This window comes from Synechococcus sp. BA-124 BA4 (assembly GCF_034931165.1).
Map to the genome: position 1 here is coordinate 1 of NZ_JAYGIA010000109.1, position 13,985 is coordinate 13,985.

General features: G+C 62.0%; 14 protein-coding genes, 1 tRNA gene and 1 rRNA gene. 8 read left to right on the top strand and 8 right to left on the bottom strand.

Annotation, left to right across the window (positions count from 1 at the left end; all coding sequences use genetic code 11):
* Positions 1–487: 487 nt before the first annotated feature.
* Together VB734_RS13480 and VB734_RS13485 are read left to right on the top strand one after the other, a co-directional pair.
* A complete protein-coding gene (locus VB734_RS13480; RefSeq protein ID WP_322782355.1) occupies positions 488–1,249 on the top strand; it encodes a hypothetical protein in 762 nt (253 codons plus the stop codon).
* Positions 1,250–1,708: 459 nt separating this feature from the next.
* Positions 1,709–3,043, top strand: a complete 1,335-nt coding sequence (locus tag VB734_RS13485) for a sialidase family protein (protein ID WP_322782356.1) — start codon at positions 1,709–1,711, stop codon at positions 3,041–3,043.
* 217 nt (positions 3,044–3,260) lie between these two features.
* On the opposite strand, the gene VB734_RS13490 is transcribed toward VB734_RS13485, so the two are convergent.
* The 4 genes from VB734_RS13490 to minD all read right to left on the bottom strand — a co-directional run bounded on the left by VB734_RS13490 (position 3,261) and on the right by minD (position 4,781).
* Positions 3,261–3,332, bottom strand: a tRNA-Thr gene (locus VB734_RS13490).
* On the bottom strand, positions 3,312–3,551 hold the full coding sequence (locus VB734_RS13495) for a helix-turn-helix transcriptional regulator (protein WP_322782357.1): 240 nt from the start codon (positions 3,549–3,551) through the stop codon (positions 3,312–3,314). The genes VB734_RS13490 and VB734_RS13495 overlap by 21 nt, the downstream gene beginning before the upstream one ends.
* An 84-nt stretch (positions 3,552–3,635) precedes the next feature.
* On the bottom strand, positions 3,636–3,941 hold the full coding sequence (minE, locus tag VB734_RS13500; protein ID WP_197162269.1) for a cell division topological specificity factor MinE: 306 nt from the start codon (positions 3,939–3,941) through the stop codon (positions 3,636–3,638).
* Between the two features lie 6 nt (positions 3,942–3,947).
* Positions 3,948–4,781: a septum site-determining protein MinD gene (minD, locus tag VB734_RS13505; RefSeq protein WP_197162271.1), complete on the bottom strand. Its 834-nt coding sequence runs from the start codon at positions 4,779–4,781 to the stop codon at positions 3,948–3,950.
* 34 nt (positions 4,782–4,815) lie between these two features.
* On the opposite strand from minD, the gene VB734_RS13510 reads away from it, so the two are divergent.
* From VB734_RS13510 to VB734_RS13520, 3 genes are read left to right on the top strand one after another with little or no spacing between them, the layout of a single operon-like run.
* Entirely contained in the window at positions 4,816–5,814 is a 999-nt protein-coding gene (locus VB734_RS13510) for a phospholipase D-like domain-containing protein (RefSeq protein WP_197162273.1), read from the top strand.
* Complete coding sequence (locus VB734_RS13515; protein ID WP_322782358.1) at positions 5,811–6,383, top strand: chromate transporter; 573 nt, start codon at positions 5,811–5,813, stop codon at positions 6,381–6,383. The genes VB734_RS13510 and VB734_RS13515 overlap by 4 nt, the downstream gene beginning before the upstream one ends.
* 11 nt (positions 6,384–6,394) lie before the next feature.
* On the top strand, positions 6,395–6,964 hold the full coding sequence (locus VB734_RS13520) for a chromate transporter (RefSeq protein ID WP_231594584.1): 570 nt from the start codon (positions 6,395–6,397) through the stop codon (positions 6,962–6,964).
* Here the strand turns inward: VB734_RS13520 and minC are convergent.
* The 3 genes from minC to ctpZ are packed head-to-tail and all read right to left on the bottom strand — an operon-like array spanning position 6,954 to position 10,182.
* Positions 6,954–7,637 (bottom strand): septum site-determining protein MinC, encoded by a 684-nt coding sequence (gene minC, locus VB734_RS13525; RefSeq protein ID WP_322782359.1) that lies wholly within the window; start codon positions 7,635–7,637, stop codon positions 6,954–6,956. The two genes, VB734_RS13520 and minC, sit on opposite strands and share 11 nt — an antisense overlap.
* Before the next feature lie 23 nt (positions 7,638–7,660).
* A complete protein-coding gene (locus VB734_RS13530; RefSeq protein ID WP_322782360.1) occupies positions 7,661–8,932 on the bottom strand; it encodes an HD domain-containing protein in 1,272 nt (423 codons plus the stop codon).
* Positions 8,929–10,182, bottom strand: a complete 1,254-nt coding sequence (ctpZ, locus tag VB734_RS13535) for a carboxyl-terminal processing protease CtpZ (RefSeq protein ID WP_416223689.1) — start codon at positions 10,180–10,182, stop codon at positions 8,929–8,931. Before ctpZ ends, VB734_RS13530 begins: the two co-directional genes overlap by 4 nt.
* An 82-nt stretch (positions 10,183–10,264) precedes the next feature.
* Between ctpZ and petB the strand changes: the two genes are divergently transcribed.
* The gene (gene petB / locus VB734_RS13540) at positions 10,265–10,939 is read left to right on the top strand and encodes a cytochrome b6 (RefSeq protein WP_006173475.1); all 675 of its coding nucleotides are present in this window, start codon (positions 10,265–10,267) and stop codon (positions 10,937–10,939) included.
* A gap of 68 nt (positions 10,940–11,007) precedes the next feature.
* A complete protein-coding gene (gene petD, locus VB734_RS13545) occupies positions 11,008–11,490 on the top strand; it encodes a cytochrome b6-f complex subunit IV (protein WP_094555178.1) in 483 nt (160 codons plus the stop codon).
* A gap of 83 nt (positions 11,491–11,573) precedes the next feature.
* Here the strand turns inward: petD and VB734_RS13550 are convergent, their stop codons facing one another.
* A complete protein-coding gene (locus tag VB734_RS13550) occupies positions 11,574–13,025 on the bottom strand; it encodes a glycoside hydrolase 100 family protein (protein WP_322782361.1) in 1,452 nt (483 codons plus the stop codon).
* Positions 13,026–13,860: 835 nt separating this feature from the next.
* Here VB734_RS13550 and VB734_RS13555 point away from each other — a divergent pair.
* Positions 13,861–13,985, top strand: a 16S ribosomal RNA gene (locus VB734_RS13555); the annotation flags it as partial.

Here is a 13,985-nt window from a genome sequence, read left to right on the forward strand (position 1 = left end):
CCGGTACATGTGCGGCCATCGTCAGTGGCGACAATCCGCAATTGCCGCGTTCCCTGCCAGTTTATCGGCTTCCAACCGCTGAGACCAGTTGCAGCGCAGTTGATTTGGCTTTTTCAGGAGTCCCTAACGTGAGTTTGTGGATTCGTTCAGGAAGGAAACGGTTGACAACCCAGCCACCGGCGAAGCCTGGAGATTCATCCATGTCAGCGTGGGCGCATCCGGCGGCAAGGGTACATTCGAGCAACCCTTCGGCGAGGTGACCACTGCCCTTGGCGTGACCCAATCTGACGGGAATCGGATTGTCTATGTGAACACTGCTCAGAGTGCTGAGCTATCCGGATTTTCAATCGCGGAATCCGTACGAGTGTTGTCCAGTGGTCCCCAGCAGTTTCTTCCAGCCACGAGATCTCCAGCCGGCAGTCCAGCATCCAGTTGCCTGGTTCTGGCAATGGCCGTTCACCCAGGATTCTTGGAAGTGTAGCCAGCCATGGGTAATCAGACCTGGCTGCGAGGTTTTGAGATCAGTCCTGATCCAAATCAGCCAGGTGTGGTGGGGATGGATGTCGGCAATCTGACGATTGCCGACAATCGCATCAGTACAGTTGGCAGTAATGCCCCGGGAATACGAATCACAGAGACTCGTTCAGTCACATTCTCAGGAAATCAGGTCAGAATTGTGGATAACACGATCTCGACCATTGGTGCTCAGTCATCTGGCGTTGAAGTATTCGTGACCAATGGATCTCTTGACCGTCTAGAAGTATCTGGAAACACGGTCAGGACAGATGGGGACTTTTCATCTCATGGGATTCGTGCGCTTATTCGTGATACGGGTTCGCTGGGACTCGTGCAAATCAATAAAAACAAGGTCTCCTCGGCAAGACCGCTTTCAGAAGGAATCTATCTGAGCATCACAGATGGAGGATCCCTCCGTCGGGCAACCATCAATAGCAATGAGATTTTCATAACAGGGAGCGTCCCGAGTGACTCGGATAATCAATTGGATCTGGAATCAGATGGAATATACGTGAATGTTCTCAGGCGGGGCCAGCTCCAGGAAATCGAGATTAACAATAATTCAGTGACCACACTTGGAAATGATGCTGATGGGATTTACCTGATTGCGGGTGTAAATGGAGTGATCCAGCGGGCCGTTGTTTCAGGGAATATCGTTTCAGCCTTGGCCAGTAATCCAATCCAGGCGTGTCAGTCGGCTGGGGGCAAGATCCTGGCCTATGCCGACGGATGAATTGAGCATATCTCCCTGCTTGGAAATACGATTCTTCAGTCTGAAAGTGATGGTATTTTGTTGAGGGCTCGATCCGGTGTGCCGCCAATTGGTGGATCAATCTGTGCTGATCTGAGAGAAACACCAGGCGCAATGCCAATTCCTCTGGTCAGATCATTGGGACTCCTTATAGTTTATCAAATCCTGAAGATCGAGGCTCGATCTCGCTGGTGGGTGACGATATCGGCGGAGTTGCATCGAATAATACTCCCAACGATCCTGTGGCTTGCTCCACGACAGGCACGATCCTCTTCGTGCCGAGTTGCCCTTGATCCTGTTCCCTGGCCCGAATCAGGGTGGTCGGTCTTCTGACCTTGTGACTGACTGAGTTCTGTAGCCTGAGATATTAAAAATGATTTCAAACGGTATGACTCACCTGTTTGTGGTTAGTCTTTGATTCATGGTATTTGCATTGGTGGCGTGGCTGAGGATTTTCTGCTTGAGCTGACTTCCTTCGAGTCGCTCGGAGTCGGCAGTGGGCTGAGTTTCTACAATCTTGATGTGGCCGCTGAGTTGGCGCTGCCACTGGTTGAGTGGCTTGATCTGGATCTGCCTCCGGCGGCCCAGGGTCTTCTTGCCACTTCGATGGATCTGGGTGAACGAGCAGGAGCTCCTCCATTGGAGGCCTCGTCGCTTTCCGATTCCGTTGATGTCGTCACGGGTATCCCCACTACCATCACGAACGGCAACGAGGGAATGATCTCCTCGCGATTTCAGGATCATTCCTGGGTGACCGACGATGGGGCTGTTCATGTAATGGCCAACACGAATGGCCATTTGTCACTGTATTCAAGTGATGACAGTGGGCTGACATGGGAGGAGACTGCCACGCTGGAGAATTCCAGCGGATCCTCCCGTGCTGATGGGCTGATCGTCGATGGCAAGCTTTATGAGGTATACACGACGGGTAATGGTGGAGTGGCTCTCTCTATTCTGAGTTATTCCGAAGATGATGTTTCCTGGACGGTTGACTCCACGTCTGTCTATCCGAGTCCTTCCTCGTTCAGGCTAGAGAGGCCTTCCATTACGGTTACAGAAGATGGCACCATCGTGGTGGCCTGTACAGCAACAGACCGGGCTACTGGCCAGGCCATCTTGAGAGTCGGCTACAGCGAGGATCAAGGGTCGACATGGACCATTGTCGATCAGGGGGTCGAGAATACGAAGGGTGATGGACGAATGTCCGGCGATATCATTGCGACAGATGATGGCGTGGGTCTGCTGTATACGAACGGAAATACTCTTAATTGGATTGATTACTCAGAAGATGGGGCCACTGGAGCTAAGCTTGAATCCGAGCGGATTTTAGTGAAAGGGGATACACAGAAGGATCCCAACGGAACCCACTTCAGTTCGGTGACTGATGAGGAGGGAAACATTCATGTCGCCACCAATAATGGTGAGCAGCGAGTCGTCTACTTGCGGTATGACAACGCAACTGACACTTGGGATGATCCTGTTGAGATTACGTCCTATCGAAGCGGCAGTTATATGCAGATCAGCATCCTGGATGACGGGAGTATTCACATCGCTTATGAGGTCAATGCTGGGGGAGAGCAATTCCTGGAGGTCAGCGAGAGTGTCGACGGCGGAGACAGCTGGGCCGTGGAGGCCAGGCTGACCCAAGACATCGTTGAGAATCCGGGGAATGCCCGGCTGGAAACTCCTGCATATGCGCATGATACTCTTCCTGTCTTTCAGCAGGTTGAACCAACCAATGGTTACAACTCACTGGTGTATTACGAGGTCGCTTAGTGCTCCTTCACTCTTCGACCATCACCCATCACCCATCAGCCTCCAGGCCCGCTGAAGGCTGACGCTGCGCCCATGCCCTGAGCGTGTCGATCAGGGAAAACCTTCGCCTGGATGATGAATCTGACAGTCGATCGGCTGGCTCAGCGCCGGGATCATCTCAGGAGTCTGAGTCATGGAGGATCAGCCCGAACTTAAAAAAACAATGTCAAAGGAATGAAGCCGGCTAACGGATTTGAACCGATGACCTTCGCTTTACAAAAGCGCTGCTCTACCACTGAGCTAAGCCGGCATCGTCGTGATTGTATCGTTCGAGCTGTGCCCAGAGGAGCAGCTGGCAGCGGTTGCGCCGTCCCGTCTTGGCCAGCAGACTCGAGATGTGGCTCTCGACTGTGCGCGGGCTCAGCACCAGTTCGGCGGCGATCGCCTTGTTGCTGAGGCCACGGCAGAGTCCTTCCAGGACACGGCGTTCGGCCGGGCTGGGCGTGTTCATCGGGTCGCCATGGGTCATGGGTGCCTGTCCTGGTCCTCGAACGGAGTCCATTCAGGGTTCCCAGGTCTGGAGAGTCCCGCACTCCGGACCGGACTTAGGAGATCAGGCGGTGGACGCTGCTTTGTCGCCGCCGGCCGGCAGGGGAACCGGACGTGCCCGTCGGATCGGCAGATTGGCCACCAGAGCGGTGACACGGTCCTCGGTTTCCAGGCTCACGTCCCCTTCCTCGAGATCGATCTCGACGTAGCGCGAGACCACCTCGAGAATTTCCCGCCGCATCTGCTCGAGCAATTCGGGATTGAGATCGCTGCGGTCGTGGGCCAGCACCAGCTGGAGCCTTTCGCGGGCCATGCCCGCACTGGCGGGCTGACGACCGAGCAGCTTGTCGATGAAATCGCGCAAGGTCATCGCGGCTCAGAAGATTTTGGTGTGCATCAGGCGGCCCAGCTTGGCGCGCAGGCCCTGGCCTTCCTTGCTGGGGTCAGACAGAGGGACCTCTTCACCGCGCAGGCGGCGGGCCACGTTGGTGTAGGCCTGGCCTGCCGGTGAACGGCTGCCGTTGAGGGTGAGGGGTTCACCCCGGTTGGTGGAGACGATCACCTGGTCGTCCTCCAGGACCAGGCCCAGCAGGGGCAGGGCCAGGATGTCGGTGACATCGCTCACCGAGAGCATCTCCTGGTTGGCCATCATCCTGGGGCGCACCCGGTTGAGCACCAGCTGGATCGGCTGGATCTCGCGGGTCTGCAGCAGACCGATCACCCGATCGGCGTCACGCACCGCCGACACCTCCGGGGTGGTCACCACCAGGGCTTCACGGCAGGCGGCGGCGGCGTTCTTGAAACCGTCTTCGATGCCCGCCGGGCAATCGATCAGCACGTAGTCGAACTGCTCGGCCAGCAGACCGGTGATCTTTTTCATGTCTTCGGGTGTGAGCCACTCGAGCATGCGTGGGTTGCCGGCCGGCAGCAGCGAGAGGTTGGGCTCCTGTTTGTGCTTCACCAGGGCCTGCTCGAGGCGGCAGCTTCCGGAGAGCACCTCCTGGGCGGTGTAGACGATCCGGTTCTCGAGCCCCAGCAACAGATCCAGGTTGCGCAGGCCGAAATCGGCATCGAGGACAGCGGTGCGTGCTCCCTGCTTGGCCAGGGCGATGCCCAGATTGGCCGTCAGGGTGGTCTTGCCGACACCACCTTTGCCTGAACAGATCAGAATCGTGCGGTTCTGTGCGCTTGTCACGGGTTTGCCAGACATGCCTCAGATTATGGCCCCCATCCCCAGTTGGCCCATGGTCGAGCAGCCCGGCTTCCAGCAACGGCTGTTGGTGATGCCTGAGGACGGCGTCGAGGCGGTGGTCGATCTGATCGATCAGGCCCGTGAGGAGCTCTGTCTCAAGCTGTTCAAGCTGGAGTCGGAGGATCTGCAGCAGGCGCTGCTGCGGGCCCATGCCCGAGGCGTGGCGGTGCGGGTGATGCTCAACCCCCACACCTCCGGAGGTGACCGCTGGAACGATCAGACCTTCGCCAGGCTGCAGTCTTCAGGCCTGGACGTCTCATGGACGAGCGACTGCTTCCCGGTCACCCACGAGAAATCGATGGTGGTGGACAACTGTCTGGCCCTGATCGCCACCTTCAACTTTTCCGACAAATACTTCAGGGAGACCCGTGATTACGCGGTCCTCAGCGCCTCAGTTCCGGTGGTGGAACAGGTGCGCGCCGGCTTCGAGGCCGATTGGCACCGCTCGTTCTTCGAGCCGGATCTGGGCGTGGGCCTGGTCTGGAGCAGCTTTCACAGTCGCGGCCAGATGGCGCGCCTGCTGGACTCCGCTGAGCGCACGCTCTGGATCCAGCATCCCAAGTTCGTGGACGCGGTGATTCTTGATCGGATCATTTCCGCCCGTGAGCGGGGCGTGAAGGTGCGCGTGCTCTGTGGCGGCAAGCACGGCATCAGCGACTGGGACATCTACGACACCTTCTCCTCCCTGCGCTTGATGGAGCGTTTCGGGGCGAAGGTGCGTCGGCAGAAGCATCTCAAGCTTCACGCCAAGCTGATCCTGGTGGATGGGGTCTCCGCGCTCATTGGTTCGATGAACATCGACCGCAGTGCTTTCGACCTCCGGCGGGAGCTGGGCATCGAGACCGATGCCCCCCAGGTGGTGGAGCGCCTGAAGACCGCCTTTCAGCACGACTGGGATCTGGCCAGGAAATATCGCGCTCCGGATCCCCTCGATCCCAGTCAGCACGAGACCGGCGAACTGCCTCCCGACCCCCATTTCGTCCACGAATGACCCCCCTCGCCCCACCGCCCAACCACCGGGAGCTGCTGATCGGCATGGCCCAGGTGGCCCTCTCATCCTTCGGTGGTGGCCTCTCGGCCTGGAGCCAGCGCATCGTCGTGGAGCAGCGACGCTGGCTGAGTTATGAGGAGTTCCTCACCGGCCTGACGGTGGCCCGTCTCTTTCCCGGACCCAATCAGATCAACATGGCCGTGTACATCGGTGCCCATTTCAAGGGGTTGAGTGGGGCGATGGCCGCTCTCTGCGGCATCCTGCTGATCCCCTTCAGCCTGTTGATGCTGCTGGGGCTGATCTATTTCCAGGTGCACCAGATCCCGGCGGTGGATCGGGTGCTGGCCGGGGTGGTCGCGGCGGCCGCGGGGATGGCCCTTTCGATGGGATTCAAGATTCTGGGCAGCTACTGGCGCGATCCGGTCGCCCTGGGCCTGGCGGCCGCCACCTTCGTGGCTCTGGCCGTGGCTCAAGTGCGCCTGATTCCCCTGGTGCTGGTGGCGGGTCCAGTGGCCATGGCCTGGTACTGGCCGCGGCCAGGCACCACGGCCGGTGAGGCACCGCCGTGATGGCGGCCTGCATGCCGCTGTCTCTGGGGGACTGGAGTCAGTTGCTCGAGGTGATCGGCACCTTCCTCTCCCTGTCACTGTTTTCGCTGGGGGGAGGCAACACCCTGCTGGCGGAGTACCACCATCTCAGCGTTGATCAGTACTGCTGGCTCACCTCCGCGCAGTTCGCGGATCTCTATGCGCTGGCGGAAGCGGCTCCGGGCCCCAGTTCGATGATCGTCGGTCTGCTCGGGATGGGCGCCGCCTGGCGCGAGGGGCCCTTCTGGGGCCTGTTCAGTGCCTACGCCGCTGAGCTGGCGGTGCTGCTGCCCTCGACCCTGCTGATGGTGGTGGCCTGTCTGAGCTGGAACCGGCTGCGGGATTCCCCCTGGCGCCTCGCTTTCGAGCGGGGGATGGGGCCGATCACCCTGGGGATCCTGTTCGCGGTGGGGGTGAAGATCCTCCAGACCTCCAACCATGGTCTGCCGGCCTATGCGGTGTCGATCGCGGTGTGCGTGCTGATGCTGCGCACCCGCCTGTCGCCGCTGTGGTTCATGGCTGTGGCCGGGTTGCTGGGGGGGGTCGGGGTGATCAACCGCTGAAGGGGGGCCAGCTCGGCTCGGCGGGGTCGATGCGGATCACCCCCTCCACCAGGCGGGCCTGTTCGCAGAAGCCCAGAGGAGGTGAATCCTCCGGTCCCCTGGCGATCACCTCGGCGATGCGCAGCTGCAGAGGCCGCAGCTGCAGGGCCACGATCCTGGCGTTGGGGTCACCGTGGCAGCCGGCATGGGCCACACCCCTCAGCCGGCCCCACACGAAGACGTGCCCGCCGGCGCTGACCCTGGCGCCGGGGTTGACATCTCCGAGCACCAGGGCCGTGCCCTCCACCTGGAAGTGGTCGCCGGAGCGCAGGGTGCCCCGCTGGATCACCAGATCCTGGCTGCTGCGGGAGTCCAGGCCGGGCCCCGGCTCGCAGCTCTGCTGCAGGCGCGTGCTGAGGCCGATGGCCGCCGCGGCCGCCAGGGTCAGGGCCTGGCGGCCTTCCACACCCAGCAGTTCGAGCCGGCGGGCGGCCAGCTGATGCTCAAGGCCGCGCAGGTCGGCCACCGTGAGCAGCCAGTCGCCGCTCTGGAGCAACACCCCTCCGCTGCAGATCACGCCATTGAGGCCCTGCTGGAGCTGCACCTGCAGGGTGGCCGCCTCAGGACCAGGAGCCGGCAGGAGCAACTGGTGGGGGAGGCCGCTGCGGGCGGCGGGCACGAACTCGGCAGCCATCACCGCACGCGGATGAGCTCAACTTAGGCAGCGCGGCGGCGGTGGCGGCCTAAGTCACGGCTGCGCTCCCGCAGGGGTTCACCCACCTCGGGGGGATGGATCAACCAGGCCAGCTCCACCGGCTTCACCAGGCTGGCCACCAGGGGGGAACGCTCCTCCAGGGCCGCCAGCGATTCCCCATCCCAGAGGCGCAGCCCACCTTTGTACGGGTCATAGCCCCGGTTCTGACGCTGTTGCAGCGCACAGCACAGGCTGGGCTTCAGCCCTGCGGCCTCGCTGAGCCTCTGGGCCAGGGCCAGCAACTCCAGCCGATCACCGGCCTCCAGGTGGCTGACGTCACTGGCCCGGAGCAGGCGGCGGTCCAGCAGGCGCGCGCAGAGCTCCTGCAGATCGGCTGGCCCCGCCTCCCGCCAGCGGATCAGGTGGTACCCCGTGCGCAGGTCGTCGTTGGCCAGGTAGGTCTCCAGATCGAGGCTCTCAGGACGCCAGAGCCACACCGCCATCACCGCATCGGCGTCCACGCCCCCTTCGGGGCCCAGGTGGCGGGCCAGCTGGATCGTCTGCGTCAGCAACCAGTTGCAGACCACATTCAGCCGGTGGTTGTAGAGGCTGCGGTACATCAGGCTGCGCACCACCAGGTAGTGCTCCACCGCCATCAGTCCCTTCGGGTGCAGCGCCAGGCTCCCGTCCGGCGCCACGGTCAGGGCTCCCAGGATGCGCTCCAGGTCCAGCTGGCCATAGCGGGTGCCCGTGCTGTGGCTGTCCCGCAGCAGGTAGTCGAGCCGGTCGCAGTCGAGCTGGCCGCTCACCAGGGAGGCCAGCGCCGGCTGACGGTGCTGGCCGTGCTCCAGCAGGTCGGCCACGGCATCGGCAGTGCCGGGGGCATGGCGCTCGAGAGCCTCGCGCAGGGCCGGGTGCTCCCGCACCAGCCGGGCCGACCAGGTTTCATGGCGCAGCCCATACATCTCTTCGCCGGAGTGGCTGAGCGGAGCGTGCCCCACGTCGTGAAGCAGGGCCGCCGCATACAGCACCCCCTGATCCTGGAGCAGCTGGGGAGCCTGGCGCTCCAGCTGCTCCAGGGCGAGCCTGGCCAGATGCAGCACCCCAAGGGAATGGGTGAAGCGGCTCGACTCAGCGCCATGGAACGTGAGGAACGCCGGGCCCAGCTGGCGGATCCGGCGCAGGCGCTGGAAGGGGGCCGTGTCGATCAGCTCCATCGCCAGACCCTCGGCCGGGTGGCTGCGTTCCAGCCGGATCGCCCCGTGCAGGGGGTCGTGATACGTGCGCAGGCTCATGCCGTGGGGAGCTCCTGCAGCAGCTGCTCGGCGGCGAGCTCCAGCCAGTGGTCATCGGCCCCGCCGGGATTGAGGGGCTCCGGCTCGGGCAGCAGTCGGTCGGGGGCGATCCCCTGGTCCTGGATGTCACGACCGCTGGGGGTCACGTAGCGGGCCACGGTCACGGCCAGGCCGCTGCCGTCCCCCAGGTTGATCAGTGTCTGGATCAGTCCCTTGCCGAAGGTGCGGCTGCCCAGCAGCGGAGACCGCCCGTTGTCCTGGAGGGCGCCTGCCAGGATTTCGCTGGCGCTGGCAGTGCCTGCATTCACCAGCGTGACCATCGGCCCGCTGTAGAGCTGTCCGGCCGCCGCCTGCAGCCGCTCACTCAGACCCTCGCGGTTCATGGTCTCCACGATCGGCTGGGCGGCGAGAAAGGCATTGGCCACCGCCACTCCTGCCTCGACGAGACCTCCCGAGTTGTTGCGCAGATCGAGAATCAGCCCCTCCACGCCCTGCTGGCCGAAGCCCTCGAGAACCTCACGCACGCCAGCGGGAACCGGCTCGCTGAACTGGGTGATGCGGAGCAGTCCCAGGCGCTGCCCCCCACGCTCGAGCAGCCTGGAGCGCACGGGTTGCAGGTCCACCCGCTCCCGCTTCAGCAGGACCTGCCTGGGTTCGGCCAGCGGGGTGGGAGGCCGGATCAGCATCTGCACGCTGCTGCCGGACGGACCCCGCAGACGTGCGGCTGTGGCCTCCAGACCAAGACGGCGGCACGACTCACCCTCCACCTCCAGCACTTCGCTGCCCGGGCTGATGCCGGCCTCCGCGGCCGGTGACCCATCCAGCGGAGCGATCACCACGATCCCCTGCCCGTCCTCCCCCAGGCTGAGCTGCAGGCCGACGCCGCTGACACTCCCCTCCGTGGTGGCCCGCAGCGCTTTGTAGTCGGCAGGGCGCAGCACCCTGGTGTAGGGATCGCCGATCGGCTCAAGCATGGCGGCGATGGCGTCGTAGGCCTCGGTGCTGGTCTCGATCGGCTTTTCCAGGGCCTTCTGGCGCAGGCGCCGCCAGTGCACGGTTTCAAAACGTGTGGGGTCGACATAGCTCTGGTTCACCAGCCGCCAGGCCTCCACCACCAGCTGCTGGGCATCGTTGAGGGCCAGGGCCGGGCCGGGGTGCAGCCACAGCCCCACGCAGAGCAGCAGGGCCAGCGCCATGGCTCGTCCGCGCCCTGAGATCAGCGGTCTGGGGAGGGGCTTGAGCCGGCTCATCGCTGGCGATCCGGAGACAGGAGGGCAATCACGGCCGAAGCGCGGGTATCGGTAGACTCTCGCAACCCCAACCCAGCACTGCATGGCGAACTCGTCTCCCGCCGCCAAGTCGTCTCCCGTTTTCGACTGGTTCGAGGAGCGCCTGGAACTCCAGGCGATTGCGGACGACATCTCCTCCAAGTATGTTCCGCCCCACGTCAATATCTTTTATTGCCTCGGTGGCATCACGCTGGTGTGCTTCCTGATCCAGTTCGCCACTGGATTCGCGATGACTTTTTATTACAAGCCCACGGTGGCTGAGGCCTATTCCTCGGTTCAGTACCTGATGACCGACGTCAGCTTCGGCTGGCTGATCCGCTCGGTGCATCGCTGGAGCGCCAGCATGATGGTGCTGATGCTGATCCTTCACGTCTTTCGTGTGTACCTCACCGGTGGCTTCAAGCGTCCCAGGGAGCTCACCTGGGTCACCGGCGTGGTGATGGCCGTGATCACCGTCTCCTTTGGCGTCACCGGTTATTCCCTCCCCTGGGATCAGGTCGGTTACTGGGCCGTCAAGATCGTCTCCGGTGTCCCAGCCGCAGTCCCAGTGGTGGGCGATTTCATGGTCGAGCTGCTCCGTGGTGGTGAGAGCGTCGGTCAGGCCACACTCACCCGCTTCTACAGCCTGCATACCTTCGTGATGCCCTGGCTGCTGGCCGTGTTCATGCTCATGCACTTCCTGATGATCCGCAAGCAGGGCATCTCCGGTCCTTTGTGATCGGAGCTCCAGCTTCGAGCGACTGATTCAGCTTCTTCACCCCACTCTCCACGCACCCGGTGCCTTCGATGCACATCCTCAAGAAACCTGATCTCAGTGATCCCAGCCTGCGGGCCAAGCTGGCCAAGGGCATGGGTCACAACTATTACGGCGAGCCCGCCTGGCCCAATGATCTCCTCTACATCTTTCCGGTGGTGATCCTTGGCACCATTGCCTTGGTGGTGGGCCTGGCGGTTCTCGATCCAGCCATGCTTGGCGACAAGGCTGATCCCTTCGCCACACCTCTGGAGATTCTGCCGGAGTGGTACCTGTATCCTGTCTTCCAGATCCTGCGGGTCGTCCCCAACAAGCTTCTGGGCATTGCTCTGCAGACGATGGTTCCCCTTGGTCTGATGCTCATCCCCTTCATCGAGAGCTTCAACAAGTTCCAGAACCCCTTCCGCAGGCCTGTGGCCATGGCCGCCTTCCTGTTCGGAACCGTGTTCACCATCTACCTGGGCATCGGTGCCGCCCTTCCGATCGACAAGTCACTCACCCTGGGCCTGTTCTGAATCGGGCCGGCCGTTCGCCGACCACTCTGATCGGGACCCCTCGGTCTGTCCATTCCAGCCGCCGTTGATCACGGCGGCTTTTTTCATGGTGGTCCGTCGATCGAGAGCACGGACACATCGGCGGGATTGACCCGCAGCAGGTGGTGCAGCAACAGAAAGCCGACGATGGTCCAGGTCTGGTACGTGCGGGATTGCTGCCCCACCCAGGTGCCGGTGGGTCCATCGAAGTATTCCGCCCACTGCTGGCGCGGCAACTGGTTGAGCTGCGACCAGTAGCACTCCTCGAGCATGGCCCTGACCTGCCCCATCAGCAACGCATCCGCCCGCGGGTGATGCTGTTCGTGCTGAAGGATGGCCCCGCCGAAGAACCAGAGCAGGCTGGGCCAGTGGCCTCCGTTGTGGTAACTCCACGGCCAGTTCTTGGGATCTGAACCGGTCTTGTTCATCCATTCGGCCGCTTCCATCGGGGGATGACAGATCCGCATCGGCATCTGTGCCATCAGGTGGCTGCGGTTGTGCAGCACCAAGCGGAACAGGCCCCGCTGCTGCGGTGCGGTGAGCAGTCCGAACAGGCAGGCCAGGGAATTGCCCAGGCTGTAGAAGCGGAAATCGGGACGGCCCGTGCGGATGTTGCCGATCAGGTAGCCGCCGCGGTTCTCCAGCCAGTCCTGGAGCCAGTCGGGGATCACCTGGGGCTGCACATTGAACTCGTTCTCGTGCTGGTGTTCGCCGTATTGCTCGGTGGGACGGCGTCGCAGCACCTGCATCGTCTTGCTGGTGACCCAGTAGTTCTTGAGCAGGAACGACCGGAGATCGTGGATCCACTGTCGGGTCAGCTCAAGCCGCTGCTCCAGCAGGCGGCTGCTGCGGTCACGTCGGGCGATCTCCATCAGATGGCCGCAGCTGCGCAGGCAGCCGAACAGGAGGACCTCCACCTCCAGAGGGGCTCCCCAGACGTCCATCGGACGGTCGATCATGAAGGCGCAGTCCGGAACGAACAGCACCGGTGTGCCCTCGAAGGTGGGGTGCATCACCAGATCCAGCAGCAGCTGCACTCCCCGCTGCACCTTCTGGCTGGCTCCGAACTCCCAGTCCTGGCTGCGCTTGACGTAGTACCAGCAGAGGATCGGCCACCACAGGCTGGCGTCCACCGACGTGATCCGTCCGATCGAGCGTTGGCCGTAGTCGGCCATCAGCTGGCCGTTCTCCTCGATGAAGCTGGTCGGGAAAACGCCGCGGGTCTGGTAAGTGCTGCTCTGCAGGTCAAGGCAGACACTCAGAAAGTGACGAACAATGTCAAAACGACCCTCCAGCAGCAGGTGGAGCATCACCGGCACGTTGTCGCGCAGAAACACTTCGCCGTAATTGAGGGAGTCGTGGCTGCGGGGATGCGCTAGAGCCGCCACCGAGCCCACCAGCGAGCCCTGCGCTGACACCAGAGTGCGCTCGAATTTTTCGCGGGCGCTCGCCACTACGGCGTCTTCTCGAGAGCTGGGACGGACGCGAAGCCGCTCCTGGCTGAAATGTGTCGCCAAGCCTGGACTCCTCTTGAACGGAACCGGTTCCAGCGAAACCATAGACAGGACGGGCGATCTGGGCGGCTTTGCCCAGTGCTCTGCACCTGTTCACGCAGCAGCGGCCAAAGGTGTGGTATGTTTTTGGACTGCGCGTGAGCCGAGAGGCGAGCGCTGCAGGGCTTACGAACCAGAGGGAGGCGAGAGCCGACCGCCGGTGTTGTAAGTTTCCAAAGCGGTCGGGAGACCACCGCGAGCCACCGGAGGCCGAGAGGCTGAAGGAGGAGCACCTGGACAACTAAAAAGTTTAGGAACTGACGCTTTTGCTGCGTCGGGTTCTGAAGCGAGGGATTGAGCGATGAGCTCCTGCAAGGGAGGCATGGCTTGGATGCCGAGCTGAGGAGTCTGACGAGATAGCAGCAAAGGTGTGAGGTCCCGTCAAAAGAAACAAGCATCAGGATTTTGCTTGAATTTTGAGAGGATCACTTTCACGGGTGAGCCTGTCAATGAATGTTCAGGCAGAAGACGGTGCGACCGGATCTGAGTGATTTGGAAAGTCGTTGCACGAGCAGCTGAAAGACGTTGCGGCGGCCCGATGGATGAGTGATCGAGACTCGATTGTCAGGGGAGACCCTGGTGAGGCAAGAGCGCGAGAGGTTGTCTGTGAGGGAAGCTGTGGCTGAGGTTGGTGTGCGGTGTGATGCACTCTCGAACCCTTCTGGCTAGAAGGAGGCCTTAACTGATGACTGACGAGAGTCAGGGAATTGGGTAATGGCGGCATCATTTGCGAGGAAGATTAGCGAAATTCAAGCGAAAGCGAGAATGAGGTTAATTGGAATTTACAGGAATGATGACTACAACGGAGAGTTTGATCCTGGCTCAGGATGAACGCTGGCGGCGTGCTTAACACATGCAAGTCGAACGAGCCTTCGGGCTAGTGGCGGACGGGTGAGTAACGCGTGGGAATCTGCCCTCAGGAGG